The organism is Azorhizophilus paspali (assembly GCF_043587585.2).
Classification (GTDB): Bacteria; Pseudomonadota; Gammaproteobacteria; order Pseudomonadales; family Pseudomonadaceae; genus Azotobacter; species Azotobacter paspali.
This window is the reverse complement of sequence record NZ_CP171449.1, coordinates 1,037,501-1,057,772: the sequence shown is the minus strand read 5'-3', so window position 1 is coordinate 1,057,772 and position 20,272 is coordinate 1,037,501. Positions and strand designations below refer to the sequence as shown.

The following is a 20,272-nucleotide window of genomic DNA, read 5'->3' as shown; positions in this document are numbered from 1 at the left end:
CCGCCATACACTGTATAAGTAGACAGTATTAGAGCATAGGAAAAGCTCGGGCGCCTACCCCTGGGCCGATCCATTTCCGTGATGTCCAGCACCTCATTCGAGCGTTCCGCCGGCAATCAGGCGGATCAGACCGGCCAGGGCGGCCTGCACCGTCCGTCGACGTACTTCGGCGCGGTCGCCGGGAAACTGCCGGCGCACCGCGAACAGGCGCTCGCCATCGGCCCAGGCCAGCCAGACGGTGCCGACCGGGATTTCCGGCGAGCCGCCATCGGGGCCGGCGACACCACTCACCGCCACGGCGTAGCGGGCGCCGCTGTGTGCCTGGGCGCCACGCGCCATGACCTCGACCACCTCTCGGCTGACCGCACCGAAACGCTCGAGCAGTTCGCTCGGCACGCCCAGTTGGGCATTCTTCTGGCGATCCGAATAAGTGACGTAGCCGGCCTCGAACCAGGCTGAACTGCCGGGAATGCGGGTGATCACCTCGGCAATGCCACCGCCGGTGCAGGATTCGGCAGTGCTCGCCTGCGCGCCGAGCGCGCGCAGACTCTCGCCGAGTTCGACGGCGAGTCGGGTAATGTCGTCCATTGGTGTCCTCCAGGCAGAGTCGTTGCAGAACGATACCCTACTCCGATGTCGGCACAGGGCAAGCGGCGGGCCGGCCGCAGACCCGCTCCGCCCGCACCGGAAGGCGAAACCATTCCTGGATGGAGCCCCATTCCGCACCTTTCGCAAGCATGGCCCCCATGGATAAACCAGCCCCCGACGCGCGTGTCCCGCTAATGCGTCGGCCATGGCGATAACGTTAGTAATCCACTGAAATGAAAGAATCGCTCCAGTTTTCACCCGGTCCGGCGTAGATCGACGGCTATGCCGCAAGCCGGAATCGGCGCTCGGGAAATACGGGACAAACCCCATGGCCCGGCAGCCGACCGGGCACAAGGAAAATCTACCCGTCGGTACGCTTCTTTTACAGGTTCGCGCGAAGAGTCGTCCGCCATCGAAAACCGGCCGGCGCACGAAAACCCAACGGCGAAGACTGGCTGCCGGAGTGGGATCGCCAAGAGGGGGGGGGGGAAACACGGCGGCACAGCCGTATCGCAAGTGCCGCGGGAGAAGATGTGCAATCCGGAATGTGCTTGGCCGTTGCGAAAGTCGGTGGCGGTGGACAAATCAAGCGTTGTCCACCCTGACCGCTAACCAGCGTCGTCAGCCGTTATAGGGAAAGGACTCGGCAGTTTCAGGCGTCCAGCCGAGCGGGCGCGGGCGATTGCCATAGATCACGACCTTGTCGCCGGGAGCGAAGACATAGTTCGGCGAGCGGTACCTTTTCAGTTCGCCACTGTCGGTACGCACGATGTAGGCACGATCGCTACCACCAACTACCTTCTGGCCGGAACCGCCGACCAGCGCACCGACGCCGGCACCGATCAGGGCACCGACCGGACCGCCGACGGAGCCGGCCATCATGCCGGTCATGCCGCCCGTAGCCTGGCCAGAGGTGTCGTCCGTCACTTCGTTGACGATTTCAGCAGCGTAAACATTGCTCATGGCGAGTATGCCGATGGTCAGAGCCAGAATGCCGAACTTTTTCATGGCGGTTCCCCGAGGTCGATATCAGTGGTCGTGGCCAGTCGATTCCTGTTGGGACTGGGAGCGCGGTTCTGCGCCGTTTCGCTTTCCCTTGGGGTAAAAAATTACCGTTTTGATTGATACAGATCAATAAAATAATCGATACACCATGCTTAAGGAGGGGTATCCCTGAAGATCAGCAAGACAAAACCTCCTCCCGTACCTGCAGCAAAAGAAATCAACCTATTGATTCGAAAGGAAAATTACCGGACCCGAACTGGCGTCCGATTAGCGGGACATAAACTGAGTGGTGCGCTTTCCCGCCCATTATGCAGAGACAACACGCCGCCCCTCCCCCGATCCTGAGGTCGGCCGTTCGGCGTTGGCAGCCTGGATGGCAAGGCCACGGGGATCGTTCAAGCCATCAGCTTCTGGCCAGATGCCTGTCAATCAGCGGTGCAACCTGCACGGCGAGGTTTTTGGCCAGTCGATGGCCTGCGCCTGGGAAGACGTGCAGTTCGGCGCGAGGCAGCAATGCGGCGAGGCGCTGGCCGACACCGACGGGGCTGATCGGATCGGCATCGCCCCACAGCAGCAGCACGGGCATGCGCAGCTCCGCCAGCCGATGCGTCAGGTCTTCATGGTGTTCGATGAACCACTGCGGTACGGTCCGGTTTTCGGCGGTGAACAAGGGGCGCCAGTCCTGCGCGCCCAGGCTCGCCATGTCCATCCCACCCGAAGTCGCGGCCAATACCAGATGAGAGACCTGTTCGGGCCGCTCGAGTGCCGCCAGCATGGCGACAACTCCCCCCATCGACTGCGCTATCAGTGCCGTGGGCTGGTCGATTTCGGCCACGACGCGCGCCACCAGATCGGTAAAGCCGGTCACGCTCGGGTCGACCGGCGTCGAACCCAGACCGGGCCAGCCGATATGGACTTTCCGTGCCGGATGAGTGAGCAGATCGGCTGTCGGCCGCCAGAACTGCATGCTGCCGGAAGCGCTGGGAAGAAACAGAAGTTTCGATGGCGGTGGGGTCACAAGGTCGCTCCTCGAAAGTGACGAAAAATGCCTGCGTCATCGCAAGGGGACAAGCAAGGCACTGTTCCTCTTTGTTTTTCCGCCTTTCAATCCTCCGTCCCCAAGATCTCTCAAAGCGCCAAGGGGCACCCGCCGAAGAGACAGGGGCTCGTTGATCGGATTGCAGGTTCGGCGATGGCCGGGGAGCTAGAATATCGAAAGTGCCCGGAAGCGTACCGCATGGCGTACACCGGGCGAATATCGGCCCGAGTTAACAATTTCGTAACCTCGCTGCCGTAGGGTACCGGCTCGGATGACCCTATACCAAACATGCCTGGCCTTCGCCAGCTCTTGGCAGCGCAACGAAACGAAGCACCAGCGGCCCCGTCCGCCATGACATCTTATCAAGTCAACCTGGAGGCACATCATCTTGTTGATGCAGGGAGTCCTGATACTCACGATCGCCGCTCTGCTCTACCTGACCCTATCCGTCATGGTGATAAACCTTCTCATAGAGCTGATATCCCATGTCCTACAGGACAAGACCGGCTCCGTTCAAACGGAGGACTCGGACAACCTCCATGCCATCATCCCCCTGCTAGATGGACAGGCGCTGACAAACTCTTCCGCCATGGCCGATGCACGATAGGACGAGACTCCTTGTCTTTTCTGGCTCCGGGCTTCCCGAGCGACGTCCCATAGCCCCTTGCTTATTCACTCAGCTGACTAGGTTTTCGGTGTAAAAACCACCTCGAACGAAAATGCGAAAAGGGGCGCTTTCGCCCCCTTCCGCTCCAATCGCCGCCCCGGATCTCAGTTCAGCAGGGCCGGCTTGTCGCCCTGATTGATCGCAATGCGCCTGGGCTTGGCCTCTTCCGGGACGACCCGCTCCAGTTCGATGTTCAGCAGGCCGTTGACCAGATTGGCGCCTTTCACTTCGATGTGGTCGGCCAGGTCGAACGACAGCTTGAAGCTGCGCTGGGCGATGCCCTGGTGCAGATAGGTCACCGCCGACGCCTCTTCGCTTTTCGCCGGCGCATGCTTGCTGCCGCTCACGGTCAGTACGCCGCGCTCGACCTGCAGGTCCAGGTCGGTCTCTTCGAAGCCGGCCATCGCAATCACGATGCGATAACTGTTTTCGCCGTGCTTCTCGATGTTATAGGGCGGATAAGTGCTCCCGCTTTCATTGCGCAGTGCCGCCTCGAACAGATCGTTGAAACGATCGAAACCGATGGATTGGCGAAACAACGGAGCCATGGTGAAAGTAGCCATGTTCAATCTCCCGAATATCAGCGAGTTTTTTAAGTTCGGGACCCGACTTCGGCATCCCGCATACTTTTCGAATTAACGATGGATCAGTTCAGCAGGGCCGGCTTGTCGCCCTGATTGATCGCAATGCGCCTGGGCTTGGCCTCTTCCGGGACGACCCGCTCCAGTTCGATGTTCAGCAGGCCGTTGACCAGATTGGCGCCTTTCACTTCGATGTGGTCGGCCAGGTTGAACGACAGCTTGAAGCTGCGCTGGGCGATGCCCTGGTGCAGATAGGTCACCGCCGACGCCTCTTCGCTTTTCGCCGGCGCATGCTTGCTGCCGCTCACGGTCAGTACGCCGCGCTCGACCTGCAGGTCCAGGTCGGTCTCTTCGAAGCCGGCCATCGCAATCACGATGCGATAACTGTTTTCGCCGTGCTTCTCGATGTTATAGGGCGGATAAGTGCTCCCGCTTTCATTGCGCAGTGCCGCCTCGAACAGATCGTTGAAACGATCGAAACCAATGGATTGGCGAAACAACGGAGCCATAGTGAAAGTAGCCATGTTCAATCTCCCGAATTATCGGCAAGTTCATTGAGTCAGAGACCCGACTTCGGCGTCCCTTACCTCTTAAATAGGGATGGACAAACAGGCTTCAAGGGGCAGCGAGCAAAATTTTTCAGTTATTTGGTAGACGGAATTCACGGTTCCGGTACCTTTCCAACAGGGACGACAAACGGGCATGCAACTTTCGAATCGGCGAACGAGCACTCCCCGGACAAACAGGCTGGCCTGTCCGCCGACCACGGTGAAACGAAAGATGTCGATCACAACGGCCTCCCACATGCTCCCTGTTCCGACCGGGCTACACCTCCGCAAGCACCGAGCTTGACGCCCGAACGAATGCGCCAGACCCTGTGTCGTCCTCACATGGGTCTATCTCAATGCTCTGGATTCCCTTCACCCTGCTCGCCGCTTTCACCCAGGCGCTACGCAACGCCCAGCAGAAACAGCTCAGCCACGAGGTGAACGCGCTGGGCGTAACCCTGGCCCGCTTCATCTGGGCCTTGCCGCTAGCCGTGCTCTACCTGGCATTGCTGTATGCCAGCACCCCTGCTGAACAGCCACACTTCAGTAACCGTTTCGTCTTCGATGTGGCCGCCGCCGCCTTCGCACAGATCCTCGCCACCATCCTCATGGTGCTGCTGTTCCAGCGCCGTAGCTATGCCACAGGCGTCGGCCTGGCCAAGAGCGAGGCCCTGCTGGCTGCGGTGCTGGGCTCGGTCTTTTTCGGCGCGCTGCTCGGCCCAGTCGGCTGGCTGGGCATAATGGTAGGCTCGGGGGCCGTCTGGCTGATGAAGGGGCGCGGCGAGCCCGGCTCGCTGGATCTTGCGACCCTGCTCTTGGGTCTGGCGAGCGGCTTGTGCTTCGCCCTGACCACCCTATGGGTGCGCGATGCCTGCCATCAGCTACAACTGCCCTTCATGCACACCGCCGCCTGGGCGCTGGTGTGGACCATCAGCATCCAGGTTGCGGCGCTGACTAGCTGGCTGGCCCTGCGCGATCGCCAGACGCTGGTGAAACTGTGGAATCGCCCCTCGCTGGTATTTCGCATCAGCCTGTCCAGCTCTGTCGCCTCCCTGTGCTGGTTCACCGCGGTCAACCTGGAAGACGTCGGACTAGTGAAGACCCTGGGCCAGATCGAGGTGTTCTTCACCCTCCTGCTGTCGCAGCACTGGCTCAAGGAGCAGGTTTCACAACGGGAAAAACTCGGGCTGCTGCTCATCGTGGTCAGCGCCCTGCTGGTCATTTTGCCAACGCTATCGATCTGAACGACCAGCGCTCGACGCACGGCCGATGGCTACCGGCATTCCGCCCCCCGCAAAATCCGGGCGGCAGCCAGGGTAGTATTAGTCCCTACCTGCCGTCGTTAAATTGACATTTTAAGCCAAGTGATTGAGTGGAAAGCCTTTCTCAGCACACCCCGATGATGTACAGGTAATTTCATGAAATAGCGTCAAGGCCAGCAATGATCGGGCCTCCAGCCATGCCCGTGCGTTGAATGTGGCGTATCAAAATGGCATTGGATGGCATGTTTTGGCGGTGCGATTGCCCCAAAAATGCCCCAGCACGCGCCGTATCTTCTAGGCCTCGCGCCGCCCTTACAACGATGATCGAGGATGCGACGGCAGCGCCTTTAAAGTCATAGCGCTGCCCGGACGCCGCAAGGGGCCTGCGCACATCCGGGCGATGATCACTGACTAGCCTTCGGCGCGATCGCGCTCACCCGCTGCCGCCGTTCCAGCGTTCGCAGCGTCCCGAGGCCGAGCATCCCGAACAGCAGTTCGAAGAGCACGTCGTCGAGCGACGGCAGCGGCGGCACGTCCTGCACGCCGGCCACCGTCAGCACCCAGGGCAACAGCGGGCGCAGCAGGAACTCGTAGGCCAGCCCGCCCACGCAGACATAGCCGGCCAGCGGCCGCCAACCCGACTTGAATGCGGACTGGCTCGCCGCCTCGACCTTGTTGATCTCGGCCTGTGCAAGACTGATCTGCAACTGAGCATGCAAGTCCTTGAAGGCCCCTTCCTCCTGGAGCTTGAGCAACTCGATCTGCGCCTGGGCCTTGGCTTGCGGGTCGGGGATGACGCGATCGAGCAGCCCCGAAATCGTCGGCAGCAGCGCCGTGGCGGCGGACAGCAGGCTCATGCCGGCGCCCCGCCACAGGCCACGTACATCGCCAGCAACTCGCCGGCATCCTGCTGCTCGGCATGACGCTCGGCAGCGTAGATCTCCAGCAGGCTGGCCAGCCCGTGCTCCCGTTGCCCGTAGCCGGCGCCCGGCAGGCTGGCCCAGATCGGAACAGCCGCAGCGATGGCTTGGTCGATATGCCCCTGCCGGATCATCGGCAGCGCCCCGCATTCGGCCAGCAGCTTGATGGCAGCCAGGTCCTGAGCCTCGGGAATGAAGCGTCCGCGAAATCCGTAGTTGCGCACGATGGCGTCCCAGGTTTGCGCCAGAAACTGGTAACGCCCGGCTGCCGTCGAGTGGATCTTGTAGCGCGGTAGCCAGATCGAGCGCCGCGGATGCGCAACGTAGTCATCGAACAGCTCGCCACCGACCAAGACGTTGTAGCCATCGTCGCTGGTCTTGATGGTGCTGGTCCCTTCGGACCAGGCGAGCATGTCCAGGAAGGCGAGCACATTGATGCCGCCGGCATCGGCGGCAGAGATTCGAGCCATGGGTTTTCTCCAGGATCGGCATAGGGGCTGCCGTCAAGGCAGCGCCCCTGCCACACCACCCGGCATGCGAGTCCGCACCGGGCGCTTCGAGAGGTTGAGGTCAGGCGAGTCGGGGTAGGCCCAGCCGGTCGAACCACGCCAGGTTGAGCACGCTGTTCAGGAGCTTGCCGCTGTTGCGCCACCATCGGCGGCTGTTGGCCGCGATCCGTTGCGCCACCTCGTGGCTGGCCCCCAGGGCGCGCGGTTCCCGAAACATGGTCTTGCCGCGTTTCCACTGTTTGAGCTGGACGGCACGCAACCGATGCCGCAGCCATTCGCCCAGCGAACGCCAGACTCTCGGTGTCTGCGACAGTCAGAAGTAAGCCTTCCAGCCCAGCAGATACGGACGCAGCTCCCGCACGATTTGCGCCATGCCGCGCCCACCGCTGCGCCGCGTCAGTTGCCCGATCGGCTGCTTGAAGGTCGCCAACGGCTTGGCCGCCACTTTGCGCTTGACCTGTCCCTTCGGCGCTGCCCAGAAGGCATACCCCAGGAACTGGCGGCCGAACGCACTGGCCACCGCGCTCTTGGCTTCGTTGACCCTCAGCTTGAGCCGACCGTACAGCTTGCGCAGCAGGTTCATCACCCGCTCGCCCGCCCGCCGACTGCGTACGTACACGTTGCAGTCATCGGCGTAGCGCACGAAGCAATGGCCCCGCCGCTCCAGCGCCCGGTCCACCTCGTCGAGCAGGACGTTGGCCAACAGCGGCGACAGCGGCCCGCCTTGCGCCGTCCCCTGGTCCCGCTCGATGACCACCCCGCCATCCATGATCCCCGCGTTCAGGTACGCACCAATCAGCCGGATGACTCCCGCGTCGTCGATGCGTTTGCGTAGGCGGTCGATCAGAATGTCGTGGTTGACCCGATCGAAGAATTTCTCCAGGTCCACGTCCACCACTATCCGCCGGCCCGACTGCACGAACGATTGCGCGGCCAACACCGCGTCATGCGCCCGTCTTCCGGGCCTGAACCCGTAGCCGTGCTCACTGAAGCTCGGATCCAGCAGCAGTTGCAGCACTTGCAACAACGCCTGCTGGATCAGTCTATCCGTCACCCTCGGAATACCCAATTCTCGTTGGCTCCCATCCGGCTTCGGAATCATCACCCGCCGTACCGGGCTGGGCCGGTACGTCCCCCGCAGCAATTGCTCCCGGATCGCAGGCCACTCGGTCACCAGCTTGCGCGCCGTCTGCTCGATGTCCAGACCGTCCACGCCCGCCGATCCCCGGTTGGCTCGCACCCGCTTGAACGCTTGCCGCAGGTTCTCTCGCGTCAGCGCCGCCTCTAGCAGCGCCGACCCTGTGCCTTCCATCTCATGTCGCGGGCCTTGGGCTTCACCACGCGATACCTTGGCCGGGGCTTCACCCTGGCCCGCAGCATGCCGCCCCGCGCACGCGGGCTTCTGGTGCATGGCCTCCGACATCGACATCGTTTCCGACACTTCCTCTCGTCCGGTCCTTCACCGGTTCGCATCTGGCCTCTGCGGCCCCGCTACTGCGGCTACTACGACCTCTGCTGACTTCTCGCTCCGGCTCGACACCGTCGCCCTTTCAGGCATGAGGCGAGATCTCCCCAGGTAAGAACGCACTCCTTCACCGCACAACCGCCGCATCTACGCCGCCTCGCCTTGGTCACAAGAGCTTCGCGGTTACTGGCCCGCTTACCCTGCTCGGCAGCGCCTTCCATGCAGTTCTTGTTCATCGGCTCACGATTTACGCTCCGCGCTTCCTCCCCACGCTCGGTCGCCCTCACGCAGTTGCGCTTCGCTTCATTCGCTGTGACCAGCTCAGGGCGGGACTTGCACCCGCAGGAGTGCGCCCATGCTGGGCGCGGCATAAAAAAACCCGCGCGAGGCGGGCTTTGATGGGGTTGTGCGGCGGTCAATGCGGTACTTCGTGCGGCTGCACCGGCGCGTCCAGGATCTCGGCCGCCCGTCCGGCGGCGAGCAGGCCCTGGGCCTCCAGGCTCTGCACGCCGGCGCGGGTGTCGGCGGCGGCCAGGTCGATGAAGGTCGCCGCCTCGATCTTGTCGAGGTAGCGCCGCACGGTGGCGGCCTCGACCGTGGCGCCGATCGAGGCGAGGTCGATGGCGATCGCCTCGGCGTCGGTGAAGCGGTTGAGCAATGCCAGCCGGGTGACTCGGCTGCCAGGAGCAGGGGCAACTGGGTGGGCACGGACGATGGGCATTATTTAACCCTCATATATTGGACGGCGGAACCTTCAAATCTTGCTTTTTCGAATCCAACCTGTTTATCCAGAGTGGTGTTAAACCCGCCATCTTGCCTGGCAACGACAATGATTCCCTCGGGCGTGTTAATCATGTCCCGAAAGGAAAGGCCGGCCGTTGCAAACCCTGTATACGAACTCCAAGCCTTGCCGTCGATCGAGCATAAGACAGTGTAAAGCCCTACCAGCCAAAACAATCCAGCCAAGTAAGTGAGACGAAGTATTGTCCGTGAGGTGGGTCGACCAGCATAGGTCCAGTTGAACCCGTCTATAGATGTCCACACATACCCATATTGCGAAGCGGCGACAAACAGCCCGTCATGATAAACGATGGAAACAAGGTTAAATGGAGCGCCCGACGAGGGCGCTCCCGAGAACGCCAGCCCGCCAGAGCTGGAGGAGTAATACCCGGTCCAGCTCAGTCCATCGACGGAAAAACACATTCGTGCCGTCCCCCCACCCGAAGCGGCGTCGTTGTAGCCTATGGCATAGAGCGCTCCCACTTCTCCAATACACACGTCGAAAAGCGTAAAATTTTGAGACTCATCTACATATCGTGAAGTCCACGTGACGCCATCTTCGGATGTACGGATCTCGGCACGGTTATCGCTGGTCTTGCCCAAAGCCACAAAGAGCCCTTTGGCAAAAATCACCCGATTGAGATAGTCAGAAGTAGAAAAGCCCGAAGTGCGAACGGTCCAGGTGATACCGTCTGGCGATGTTACAACTTTTCCACTTTGGCCAATCGCCACGAAAACCCCATTGCCGAATGCTACATCCAAGAGTGTTCCGGCCGTAGTCCCGGTTACCGCTGTCCAATTAATCCCATCGTCGGAATATGCGTATTTCCCGCTAGTCGATGAGACGGCAACCGTTCGGCCGTTGCCATAGGCAAGGCCAGTAAAGCCAGCAGTGATGTTTGTGACCGACTGCCACCGATCAGTGTTTGGCTGCACGAAGTTCTCGAACACTTTCGGGTAGTTGGCCTCCTCGTTGACCAATAGATACCCGGAGCGTAGGTACTCGGCACCATCGATTTCGACCAGTGGCGATCCTCCCTCCGCCACTGCCCGGTCCGCCAAATAGACCGAACCGCCAATCGGCACGGCATTGCCACCAAGGGCGCTTTTCAAATTGATCGCCATTTAAATAAAAACCTCCCAGCGAGTGCCGTTGAATACGAAGAGCAACTGCATATTGGCGTGTACGTCACGACGGTATCGACCTGGTCGTCCAGCGTGATTCGTGCGCCGTCGGTTGTTTGGATGATTGGCGTGGCCGAGGCCACTTTCGCGAACTCGACCGTATCGCCCGGCTGGGGACGCTCGGGCCGGCTGGCGGTCACGCTCGCCAGCAGGCAGTGGCGGCCGCCGCCGGCGGCCAAAAAGTTTTCATCCTGGCTCTGCCACTGGAGGACACCTAAAAACTACCTGTGTGGCCATCGCTGCGTTAAAAACAGGCTCAAAATGCTCATTTACAGCGCGTAAACTCCGCTTTTTCGCCTGTTTTTGCCTTGCGCTGACTGCCTCGCCTACGTTTTTAGAGGTGCCCTATAGGAAGGCTTCGCCTCCCGCGCTATCCATCCCCGCACTAGAAGTACGGGGCTTTTTGCGCATTTCGGTAATTGGCATCGTGTCGAGTGCAACAGTGCGACCACCACCCCTCGGAAAACACGGTGCAGTAGTCCGTCACGGCCGACCCTGTTCGAGCAAGGCCGGATCGAACGTCCCGGCCTCCAGCGCGGCCAGCAGGTCGGCCTCGCGGTCGAAGCAGGCCTGGACGTGCGCTCGGACAGCAGACGCCACGCCGATGATCTGCCCGGCAGTCAGTGCGACGAAGCCGGTGACCGTCTTCCACCGGCAGGTGTAGTCGGAATCGAGCGTCGCCCGCAGCGCCGCGCCGGTGATAAGCGCCTGGCTATCGCGTCCGGTGTCGATCGGCAGGCCATCGACCGTGGTGCCGGCCGTCTCGGCCTCGTAGCGGCGAGTAGCGATCAGTGCCGGCCAGTCGGGGGCTGGTTCCGGCTCAGGTTCCGGCGGCGCGACGAACTGCCCATCGACATAGTGCATGCCCAGCAGACCCTGATCGTAGGTATCGATTTCGATCAGCGCGGGATCATGTACGGCGGAGTGCAGTTGCGATACCGAAACGACGACAGCGTTGTTATCAAGTTGTGCGTAAACAGGCATCAGTAATACTCCGTCAGTTCCCAGGAACCTGGCGGAAAGTCGTAATACGACGGCCCATAAGACATGCTCAAAATAATCGCAGTGCCTGTCGAATTGAGTTCGATTTTGCAGTACTTAACGGCAGCGCTGGAGCTTGATTCAGTCGTGCTCGAGAGCAACCTCAGCTCCGTTTTCTTCGGATTGACTGCAGCAATCGTAATCGTCGTGCTGCCGCTGAAACCGCTAAAACTTCCCCGCTGAATCGCCTTGATCGGCCTCCCCCCGAAGGGCTGCCAGTTCGTCGTGTCGCTCGCCGGATCGGTCGAGCCGGCGCCGGCGACTTTGCGGATATAGGTACACAGGTCGACATCGCTGATGACTTGATCGCCCTTCGCATAACTCTTTCCCGAAACCCACAGTTTCGGCCCTCCATTTCCGAAGGTATCCGCCAAATTGATTGCCATTTAAATCATGACCTCCCAGCGAGTACCGCTGAATATGAGCAGCAGCCGCATACCCACGTTGTATGTCACGGCCGTATCGACCTGGCCGCCAACGGCGATTTGCGCGCCGTCGGTTGTCTGAATTACCGGAGTCGCCGCGTACGCGCTGGATAGTTCCACGAATGTCCCGATGGGCATGCCGGCAATCGCCGGCAATGTCACGGTCACGCTCGCCGGCAACCAGTAGCGGGCGTTACGCGCGGCCGTGAAATTGGCGGTCTTCGTCGCATCCAGACCGCCCTGTACCAGCCAGTCGTCGGTCACACCCGGCTCGCTGGCGGTCACGTTCGGCAGGTTGGTCAGCAGCGACCAAATCTGGCCGTTGTGCAGCACCGTGGCCGGCAAGCCGAGCGGTCCGGTCAGGCTCGACCAAGCTCCTTTGAAGTTCGCGCCCGCCTGCGCCGCATCGCGGGCCAGAAGCGCGGTCTTTGCGGCTTCCTGCGCCGATTCGGCGCTGGATTCGGCCACGGCGGCGCGTTCCTCGATGAATTCCGCCGATTCGTTGATCTCCTCGACGAGGCTGGGCAATGCAGCGGCAAAGGCGTCCGCCTTGGTGGCGTAGTCAGCGGCCGCGTTATTGCGCTGCGGTGCTTCCGGTAGCGCGGTGATGGTGGGTGCGGTCATCAGGTCAGACCCTCGACAGTGATGGTGGCGTCAGAGACCTCGGGGCCGCTGATCGAGATGGAAAAGTCCTTGAAGAAGCCGAACAGCACCGTGGCCTCGTAGGAGGCCTCGCCGATCCAGACGACCGGCCGGGCGCGGTTCGTGGCAAGCAGGCGCTGCACAAGACCGACGCGGGCGGTGTCGACGACGACGTCGAACTCGGCCCGCTTGCTGAAGGCGCGCTCGATGACCACGGACTGGCCGAACTCATCGATTTCCTTGCGCGAGTAGTCGGCGATGCCGACGCCGGTGCCGTAGAGCGCGACGCCAATCTCCGACTGGCTGCCGGTGACCAGATGGCCGCAGGCCGCCGTGTCCGCTGCGTTGTCGATCGTCACCGACAGCTCGGCGGTGCCGTAGGCCGGCAGGTCGAGCAGCACGATGTCGGTTCGCCGGCCGATCGGCGCGAAGAACCACTCGTACCAATCGCCGACGCCGGCATCGACGAGCGAGACCTCGCGCCGGTAGACCTCGCCCTCCAGCGGGTCGGTCATCACAACAGTCGCCGAGCGGCCGCGCAGGTTGAACAGGGCCAAGCTGTTGATGACCGCGCCAGGTTGGAGCGTGACGGCGATGGAGCCAACCCGTTCGGTCAGCGAGCCGACCCGGTCGTCGAACATCCGCCAGCGGTTGGTCGCCCCTAGGTCGAGCCATTTCGGCGGATTGCTGGCGTTGGTCGCCGGGTCGACGCCGGTGTTTGCGATTAGCGCCTCGTAGATCCGGTGCGCCCGGACAACCCTGCCCCCGACGGCGTAGGCCGTGGCCGCGCTCCAGGCGGCATAGTCATTCTCGGGCACGCTGCTGGAAATCAGCAGCGCCCCGGTGATGTCGATCGGTTTGATAATCTTCATTACGCCCTCTCCGTCGGCAGGCCGTCGTAGTCCCAGCGCTCCAGGAACTCGACGCGCCGGGCTGTCTGCATGGTGTATTTCGCGATGGAGCGGATGCCTTCCTGCAGGCTGACGATGGCCGGCTCCAGCCGGGCGATAGCCTCGGAGTCGGCGCGGCCGCGAAGCAGGTCGACCGTGTCGACGGCGCTGTAGATCCGGCTCGGCCCCGTCACCTCTAGCTCCGGGCCATCCTCGCCGACGAGGCGCACGCCGCCTTCGAACTGGCCGCCCGAGGCGAACCCCGGAATGCCTTGCTGCCGCGCCCACTCCTGCATGTTCGCTGTCTGCCCGGCCGCCCAGGTCATCCGCCCGTCGACGATGTTGAACAGCGCGCCGTTGCCGCCCACCACATGGTCGCCGACCACGCGCAACGCCTCGCCGAGCAGCGTTATGGCGTTGCCGTACTCGTCGAGGATGTAGCCCTGGCTGTCGACCTGCCGCCGCACGCCGGCCAGCCCGGTGATGCTGGTGATCGAGGCGTTGGCGTTTTGCAGCGCCTGGGCCGACTGGACGGAACCCGCGAACACAGCCAGCGCCGCCTCGACGGACTGCACGCTGGTGTTGATCCCGAGCAGCGCGTTCAACTGCGCCTGCGCGCCCTCCAGCACCATATCCAGGCGCTCGATCTCGGCCTTGTAGTAGGCCTTGGTCGACTCCAGTTGCCGCTCCAGCATCGCGGCGGCGCGCTCGTCGGCGTCGAGCTGGGTTTCGGCGGTTTCGGCCAGCCTCTCGATGCTGAAATAGGTCTGCCAGTAGTCGCGCTGGTAGTCCTCGAACGAGCTGAAGAGCTGGCTCGACGGCTGCGACACCTGGTCGAGCGCCCGCTTCAGATCGTCGCTCAGGGTGACCCGCTGGCCGCCGCGCACGCTCGCCAAGGCCTGCTGGATGACGCCCTGCGCCTGCCGCCGGCCGACCGCATCCAGCGCGTCCGACTCTAGGCGCAGCCTGCCCAGCGTGCCGCGCAGGGTGCCGACCACCGCGCCCATCTCGCCGATCGAGTCCCGCGCCTCGGCCATCGCCGCCTGAATCGCATCGGCCTGGGCCTGGTACTGCTCGGCGACCAGGCTTTTCTGTGCATCGAGCACGCTGGACAGCGACGACAGCGAGCCCTGGGCCGCCGCGATGGCCGCCGTTGCCGCTCCCGCCGTACGGGCCCGGACAGCCTCTTCCGCCGCCGCCCGAGCCTCGGCATCGGCGATGGCCGCCGCGGTCAGCGCATGGGTCGACTGGATCTGGTCGTAGATCGCCCGGTTGCTTTCATAAAGCGCGTCCCGCTCTTCCTGCAGAATCCCGGCCCGCAGCGCCTCGGCGGTCGCGCTGTCGCCGGTCGCCTCGGCCAGCTCGATCTGCGCGTCGCGCAATTGCGCGAGCAGGCTGGTCTGCTGGCCGGCGATGGCCTCCTGCAACGCGGCCTGCTCGGCCGCCGCCGTGGCCAGCGCATGGGTCGACTGGATTTGGTCGTAGATCGCCCGGTTGCTTTCATAAAGCGCGTTCCGCTCTTCCTGCAGAATCCCGGCCCGCAGCGCCTCGGCGGTCGCGCTGTCGCCGGTCGCCTCGGCCAGCTCGATCTGCGCGTCGCGCAGTTGCGCGAGCAGGCCGGTCTGCTGGCCGGCGATGGCCTCCTGCAACGCGGCCTGCTCGGCCGCCGCCGTGGCCAGCGCATGGGTCGACTGGATTTGGTCGTAGATCGCCCGGTTGCTTTCATAAAGCGCGTTCCGCTCTTCCTGCAGAATCCCGGCCCGCAGCGCCTCGGCGGTCGCGCTGTCGCCGGTCGCCTCGGCCAGCTCGATCTGCGCATCGCGCAGTTGCGCGAGCAGGCTGGTCTGCTGGCCGGCGATGGCCTCCTGCAACGCGGCCTGCTCGGCCGCCGCCGTGGCCAGCGCATGGGTCGACTGGATTTGGTCGTAGATCGCCCGGTTGCTTTCATAAAGCGCGTTCCGCTCTTCCTGCAGAATCCCGGCCCGCAGCGCCTCGGCGGTCGCGCTGTCGCCGGTCGCCTCGGCCAGTTCGATCTGCGCGTCGCGCAGTTGCGCGAGCAGGCTGGTCTGCTGGTCGGCGATGGCCTCCTGCAACGCGGCCTGCTCGGCCGCCGCCTGCTCTGCCGCCGCCTGAGCCTCGGCGGCCCGTGCCTCCAGGATGTCGTAGTAGCTGTCGGCCGAGGTAGCCAGGCCGAGCAGCGTCTCGTACATCGCCTGGCCGGATTCGCCGGTCAGGTCCAGGGCCTCGATGGCCTGCACGAAGCCGTCGCGGGCCGACGGCAGCACGACATTCAGCGCGGCGAACTGCGCCTGCACCGAGGCAAGCGTGTCCTCGGTTTTCTGCGCCTCGTCGGTGAACAGGTCGTAGTAGTTCAGCTCGGCCTGCAGCAGCGTGGCGGCGGCCGCCGCCGCGGCCTGTTCGGCGGCCGCCGCCTGCGATTCCAGGATGTCGTAGTAGGCGTCCGCGTTGCCGGCCAGCGACATCATCGTCGCGAACATCCGCTGCCCGGCCGCCGTCGTGACGTCGATGTCCTCGACCATGGCCCGGTACTCGTCGCGGACCGTCGGCAGCTCGATGCCGAGGTTGGCGAACATCGCCGGCACCTTCTTCAGCGTGTCGGCCGCTCGCTCCGCCTCGCTGTAGAACTGCTCGTAATAGACGTTGACCGCGTTCTGCAGCGCCTCCAGCCCGCCGGCCAGCTCGATGATCGCATCGCCGGCCTGCAAGCCGGCATCCGAGGCCTTTAGCGCCGAGAAGCCGACCAGCTCCAGCATGCTGTTGAGGCCCTCGAATCGGCCGACGATCTCCGAGATGCGCGTCTGCACCTGCTCGGCGGTCGTCTGCGCATCGGCCGCCAGGTCCTCGAACTGGCCGCGCAGGTACTCCGGCAGCGCTTTGGACTTGCTGATGGCCTCGGCCAGCCACTGGCCCAGCACATCGTTGGCGAACGCTTTCAGGTTGTCGGAGACGTTCTCGCCGTCCTGGCCGTAGCGCGCGGTGCGGTGGAACTGCTGCTCGGCGACTGCCCCGCCCAGGTTGGTCCAGAGGTCGCCGGCAATCGCCCCGGACGTGCGCCGCAACTGCGCCGAGAGGTGCGTGTAGACGGTGTCGCCCGTGCCGAACACTTCGGACAGCGCGCCGAGCGTCGAGGAAAACCGCTTGTTGACGGACTCCAGGTAGGTGTCGTAGCTGTCGCCGAACTGGCGGTGGCCGGTGGACCAGCCGATCTTCCCGGTGTCGACGAACTTGCCGTCGCTGTAATAGCCGGTGTTGGTGGTGTAGGTCTCCTTGAAGCGTTCGCCGCTGCCGCCGAACAGCGAGCTAGCGAGCCAACTGCCGACCGCAGTGCCGATGACCGTGCCGACCGGGCCTCCAAGCGAGCCCAGTGCACCGCCAATCGCTTGGCCGATCGCCGTGCCGGCTGCCGCGCCACCCCAAGTGCTGAGGCCGCCTACCACCGCGCCGCCGAGGCCGCCGGCCTGGTAGCCGGCGAACGCGCCGGAGAGAGGGCCACTCCACGAGGCCCCCAGAGAACCCAAGCTGCTCGACGCATAGGAAGCATTGCCAATTCCACCGGAGATCAACGAGCCTCCGTAGTGGAATCCTACGTTCGAAACCGCGGACGAGGCGCTGCCGCCAAACAGCGAGGCGACCGCCTTATACAGACCGCTGCCGTAGTCGCTGAGTCCCTCCCAGGCACCCGACAGACCACCCTTGCGGAAGCCGCCGATCACCGAGCCGAGCAGCCCCTCGCCGGTGCCGGCCTGGTATAGCGAATAGGCTTTGTTTAGGCTGCCGAGCAGGCCAGTCCCCGCGCCGCCGGAACCGCCGCCCGACGGACCCAAGATGCTCGTGCTCTGCCCGGCCAGCCCGCCAATGCCCAGCACCGAACCCATCTGCACGACGAGCTGATGGGTGGTGGCCATGTGGGACAGCTTGGCGAGGAGTTGGAAGAGGGAGTTTTTCAGGTCGTTGGCGAAGCTGTCGAAGTCGCCGTCGATGCCCTTCCACATATCGGCGAAGGCGTTGTCGACACGCTCCAGGGCCGATTTCGTCCACTGCCCCCAGGCCGTGGCCTCGATCTGGCTCTGCTTGTACTCGATGCCCAGTCGGCGCAGCGCCTCGCGGTACTCGTCGGCTCTCTCCGGGTAGAGTTCGATGGCCTTGTTGAGTGCCTCCTGCTCCCTGGTGTACTCGCGCAGCCGCTTCGTCTCGGGAAACAGGCGATCCATGATCCCCTCGACTTGGCCGGCCTGCCCCAGCACCCGGGTCGCCTCGCGGCTCTTCCGGATGGCCTCTTCCAGGGCCTTGCCTTCCGCGCTCTGTGCGTCGACGTGTTTCTCGGCCAGGGCAATGGCCACGGCCTTAGCATCGTTGTACTCGTCCAGCGCGGCGCGGCCTTTCAGGGTAGCCACGGCCTGCGCCTCCAATTGCTCGACTTCGCGCGACAGCTCGTAGGTCTGCTTGGACAGCAGGCTCCGGATATCCTGATTGGCCATATCTTTCTCCAGGTAAAAAATTGCCCGGCACTTGGCCAGGCCCAAAAAAGCAAAAACCCCGCAAGAGCGGGGTTGTATTGGTTTATCGAGCCACCTTATGGCTCTCTCATGATGATCTGGTAGCGCCTCTGGTACTCCTCAAAGGAAATACTTTTATCGGCGGCCAGCTCATTGAGCAGTTGATCCTTACTCTTCGCGGAAGAAGCCGATGTCGCTGGCCGGGCAGCCGGTGCGACGGGCCGGGCAGCCGGTACGACTGGCCAGGCATCGGGTGCGACGGGCCGGGTAGCCGGTGCGACTGGCTGGGTCTGAGCTGGAGTCCGGTCCAGTAGGAGGTGGGCGTGCACTTTCTCGGGCAGGTCGTACATCGCGCCAGTGATCGGATCGACGATAAGCATGCCAATCAGCCCGCCTATCAGGATGTTCCACCAGTACCAGCCGTCGATCCCCGAATCCAAAACTTCGGTCTCGGATTCGTACCCATCTTTCGTGAATTCGACTTCGTAACGCTCGCCGTCGAAGTAGCCGGCGCTGGACTTCAGTGTTGGCTGATCCGGTGTAACACCGGACATTATGCTCTCGCCCGCTTGGTTGGTGATTTTGTAATTAGCCCCAGGAGGGAATGACGAAATGGCCACAGGGTATTGAGTTTCACCAAACAAGCTGGCACAGCCAGTCACCACCGACGCAGCAGACATAATGACCGTTATACGCACAACCCTGAGCGGCATGATTACTCCATTAAATGAGGGCACTAAGTCACAAAATATACAAAATGCCATCAAAAAGCCGCCCAACATGAGTCAAAACGCCATCACTAACCCGATGGACTGTCAAAGACCACGCGGCAAAAGGCTGCCGCCCCCCGCAGGGCAATCGCATGAAATGCCCGTCCGATACCGGACTGGAAAGATTGTGTGAGCCTTGGCATGGCTGCTTGCCGAGGGGCCGGATACCTTCTATTTCGGCCCCCCGGCCGAGTCACTTTTTCTTGCCTGGCCAAGAAAAAGTAACCAAAAAGAAGGCCACCCCCTCATCCAGCCCTGCGCTTCGCTCCGGGTTCCCTCCCTGCATCGTCGTTCCAGGGGCTCGCCGCGAAGGGCCATCCATGCCATGGCCCATCGCGGCTCTCGCGGCATCCTTGCCGCTCGACCCCTTCCACGACGATTCCGCTCGGCCTCCTGAAGGGGGCATCCGGCGCGGCCTGACAGGTCGTGCCACAAGAGCGAAAGCGCTTTCAGGCAACCCGGAGCCCGACTCCCGTTCAGAAGGCCGAGCGCAGGCGTCGCGTAGAGGGGCGAGCCGCAGGGAGGCGGCGAGAGTCGTACGAGGGGCATGGATGCCCCTTGTGCGACGACCCTCGGAGCGGCGCCGGAGCGAGGGAACCCCGGCGTAGCCGGGGCCGAATGACCGGGCGCGCTTTCTCTTTGGTTACTTTCTCTTTGCGCGCGCAAAGAGAAAGTGACTCGGCCGGGGGGCCGAAACAGGGACTGTCCGGCCCCTCGGCAAGCAGCCGATGCACCGGATCTGGAGACCACGCAGGAGTGGACCAGGCACACAATCTTTCCAGTCCGGTATCAGGCGAGCACTTCATGCGATTGCCCCGACCGCCCCCGCAGCGCGGCCTTGATGCGCACCCGCTTCTCCTCCGGGCTTTCGGGTTTCTTCTTCGGCTTCCCGCCGAAGGGGTTGGTCATGTTGGCCCACTCCACCCTGGCATCCATGGCCACCAGCAGTTCGGGAATGGGCGTGCGCCAGGCGACGTCCGGCGTCCACCCCAGCCAGCCGGTCGCCACGCCGAACAGGTAGTCGACGTAGCTGCCGTCCTTTACGGCGCTGTGGCGGTCGCCGTCTTGTCGTTTCCCTCGTCGGCCTGGGTGCCGCGCGGATTCAGCAGGGCGAGCAGATAGGGTCGCAATTGCACGGACACCTCGACCACGCCGGTCTGCCAGACCTCGTCGGGCAACTCCGTTGCCGCTTTGCCGGTGAGGCCGGCGCCGGCCGCGACTATGTGGGCGACGCCTTCGATGGATAGGCCTTCGCAGGCCTGGATGGCGCCGCGCAGACCGCCGAAGCGGGCCTCGATGGCGCGCACGGCACCCAGGCTGGGGACCAGTTCGTAGATGCTGTCGCCCAGGGTGATCGGGGTGGTGCCATACAGGGTTTTGCTCATGGGGATTACTCCGGACTGAAAAAAGAAAGGGAGCCGAAGCTCCCTGGCCGAGC

19 protein-coding genes and 1 pseudogene are annotated in these 20,272 nt (G+C 63.2%); 2 read left to right on the top strand and 18 right to left on the bottom strand.

The genetic code is table 11. The features are described from left to right. Window positions 1-93: 93 nt before the first annotated feature. The 5 genes from ACGI6K_RS05215 to ACGI6K_RS05195 form a co-directional block, all read right to left on the bottom strand. Window positions 94-588: a CinA family protein gene (locus tag ACGI6K_RS05215; RefSeq protein WP_376944959.1), complete on the bottom strand. Its 495-nt coding sequence runs from the start codon at window positions 586-588 to the stop codon at window positions 94-96. 621 nt (window positions 589-1,209) lie between these two features. Continuing rightward, on the bottom strand, window positions 1,210-1,596 hold the full coding sequence (locus ACGI6K_RS05210; protein ID WP_376944957.1) for a hypothetical protein: 387 nt from the start codon (window positions 1,594-1,596) through the stop codon (window positions 1,210-1,212). Between the two features lie 400 nt (window positions 1,597-1,996). Continuing rightward, on the bottom strand, window positions 1,997-2,611 hold the full coding sequence (locus tag ACGI6K_RS05205; protein WP_376944955.1) for an alpha/beta fold hydrolase: 615 nt from the start codon (window positions 2,609-2,611) through the stop codon (window positions 1,997-1,999). Between the two features lie 792 nt (window positions 2,612-3,403). Next, window positions 3,404-3,862 (bottom strand): Hsp20 family protein, encoded by a 459-nt coding sequence (locus ACGI6K_RS05200; RefSeq protein ID WP_377969180.1) that lies wholly within the window; start codon window positions 3,860-3,862, stop codon window positions 3,404-3,406. A gap of 83 nt (window positions 3,863-3,945) precedes the next feature. Next, complete coding sequence (locus ACGI6K_RS05195) at window positions 3,946-4,404, bottom strand: Hsp20 family protein (RefSeq protein ID WP_377969179.1); 459 nt, start codon at window positions 4,402-4,404, stop codon at window positions 3,946-3,948. A 380-nt stretch (window positions 4,405-4,784) separates the two neighbouring features. Between ACGI6K_RS05195 and ACGI6K_RS05190 the strand changes: the two genes are divergently transcribed. After that, a complete protein-coding gene (locus ACGI6K_RS05190; RefSeq protein WP_376942427.1) occupies window positions 4,785-5,672 on the top strand; it encodes an EamA family transporter in 888 nt (295 codons plus the stop codon). Between the two features lie 422 nt (window positions 5,673-6,094). Here ACGI6K_RS05190 and ACGI6K_RS05185 read toward each other — a convergent pair whose 3' ends face one another. The 5 genes and pseudogenes from ACGI6K_RS05185 to ACGI6K_RS05165 all read right to left on the bottom strand — a co-directional run bounded on the left by ACGI6K_RS05185 (window position 6,095) and on the right by ACGI6K_RS05165 (window position 10,489). Next, the gene (locus tag ACGI6K_RS05185; RefSeq protein WP_376942425.1) at window positions 6,095-6,547 is read right to left on the bottom strand and encodes a holin family protein; all 453 of its coding nucleotides are present in this window, start codon (window positions 6,545-6,547) and stop codon (window positions 6,095-6,097) included. After that, the gene (locus ACGI6K_RS05180; RefSeq protein WP_376942423.1) at window positions 6,544-7,080 is read right to left on the bottom strand and encodes a glycoside hydrolase family 24 protein; all 537 of its coding nucleotides are present in this window, start codon (window positions 7,078-7,080) and stop codon (window positions 6,544-6,546) included. The genes ACGI6K_RS05185 and ACGI6K_RS05180 overlap by 4 nt, the downstream gene beginning before the upstream one ends. 100 nt (window positions 7,081-7,180) lie before the next feature. After that, a pseudogene (gene ltrA, locus ACGI6K_RS05175) lies at window positions 7,181-8,548 on the bottom strand (group II intron reverse transcriptase/maturase). A gap of 451 nt (window positions 8,549-8,999) precedes the next feature. After that, window positions 9,000-9,305 carry a hypothetical protein gene (locus ACGI6K_RS05170; protein ID WP_376942421.1) on the bottom strand — a complete coding sequence of 102 codons (306 nt, stop codon included), beginning with the start codon at window positions 9,303-9,305 and terminating at the stop codon, window positions 9,000-9,002. Next, window positions 9,305-10,489 (bottom strand): hypothetical protein, encoded by a 1,185-nt coding sequence (locus ACGI6K_RS05165; protein WP_376942419.1) that lies wholly within the window; start codon window positions 10,487-10,489, stop codon window positions 9,305-9,307. The genes ACGI6K_RS05170 and ACGI6K_RS05165 overlap by 1 nt, the downstream gene beginning before the upstream one ends. A gap of 57 nt (window positions 10,490-10,546) precedes the next feature. Here ACGI6K_RS05165 and ACGI6K_RS05160 point away from each other — a divergent pair, with 57 nt between their 5' ends. Beyond that, window positions 10,547-10,831, top strand: a complete 285-nt coding sequence (locus ACGI6K_RS05160) for a hypothetical protein (RefSeq protein WP_435576107.1) — start codon at window positions 10,547-10,549, stop codon at window positions 10,829-10,831. A 201-nt stretch (window positions 10,832-11,032) separates the two neighbouring features. Here ACGI6K_RS05160 and ACGI6K_RS05155 read toward each other — a convergent pair whose 3' ends face one another. From ACGI6K_RS05155 to ACGI6K_RS05120, 8 genes are all read right to left on the bottom strand, one after another. Beyond that, a complete protein-coding gene (locus ACGI6K_RS05155) occupies window positions 11,033-11,533 on the bottom strand; it encodes a DUF4376 domain-containing protein (protein WP_376942417.1) in 501 nt (166 codons plus the stop codon). Beyond that, window positions 11,533-11,976 (bottom strand): hypothetical protein, encoded by a 444-nt coding sequence (locus ACGI6K_RS05150; protein WP_376942415.1) that lies wholly within the window; start codon window positions 11,974-11,976, stop codon window positions 11,533-11,535. Before ACGI6K_RS05150 ends, ACGI6K_RS05155 begins: the two co-directional genes overlap by 1 nt. Next, complete coding sequence (locus tag ACGI6K_RS05145) at window positions 11,977-12,639, bottom strand: hypothetical protein (RefSeq protein ID WP_376942413.1); 663 nt, start codon at window positions 12,637-12,639, stop codon at window positions 11,977-11,979. Continuing rightward, the gene (locus ACGI6K_RS05140; RefSeq protein ID WP_376942411.1) at window positions 12,639-13,529 is read right to left on the bottom strand and encodes a hypothetical protein; all 891 of its coding nucleotides are present in this window, start codon (window positions 13,527-13,529) and stop codon (window positions 12,639-12,641) included. The genes ACGI6K_RS05145 and ACGI6K_RS05140 overlap by 1 nt, the downstream gene beginning before the upstream one ends. Continuing rightward, entirely contained in the window at window positions 13,529-18,046 is a 4,518-nt protein-coding gene (locus tag ACGI6K_RS05135) for a hypothetical protein (RefSeq protein WP_376942409.1), read from the bottom strand. Before ACGI6K_RS05135 ends, ACGI6K_RS05140 begins: the two co-directional genes overlap by 1 nt. Window positions 18,047-18,141: 95 nt before the next feature. Then, on the bottom strand, window positions 18,142-18,777 hold the full coding sequence (locus tag ACGI6K_RS05130) for a hypothetical protein (RefSeq protein ID WP_376942408.1): 636 nt from the start codon (window positions 18,775-18,777) through the stop codon (window positions 18,142-18,144). Between the two features lie 846 nt (window positions 18,778-19,623). Then, the gene (locus ACGI6K_RS05125; protein WP_376943924.1) at window positions 19,624-19,842 is read right to left on the bottom strand and encodes a hypothetical protein; all 219 of its coding nucleotides are present in this window, start codon (window positions 19,840-19,842) and stop codon (window positions 19,624-19,626) included. 32 nt (window positions 19,843-19,874) lie between these two features. Continuing rightward, window positions 19,875-20,219: a hypothetical protein gene (locus tag ACGI6K_RS05120; protein ID WP_376943926.1), complete on the bottom strand. Its 345-nt coding sequence runs from the start codon at window positions 20,217-20,219 to the stop codon at window positions 19,875-19,877. Window positions 20,220-20,272 lie beyond the last annotated feature (53 nt).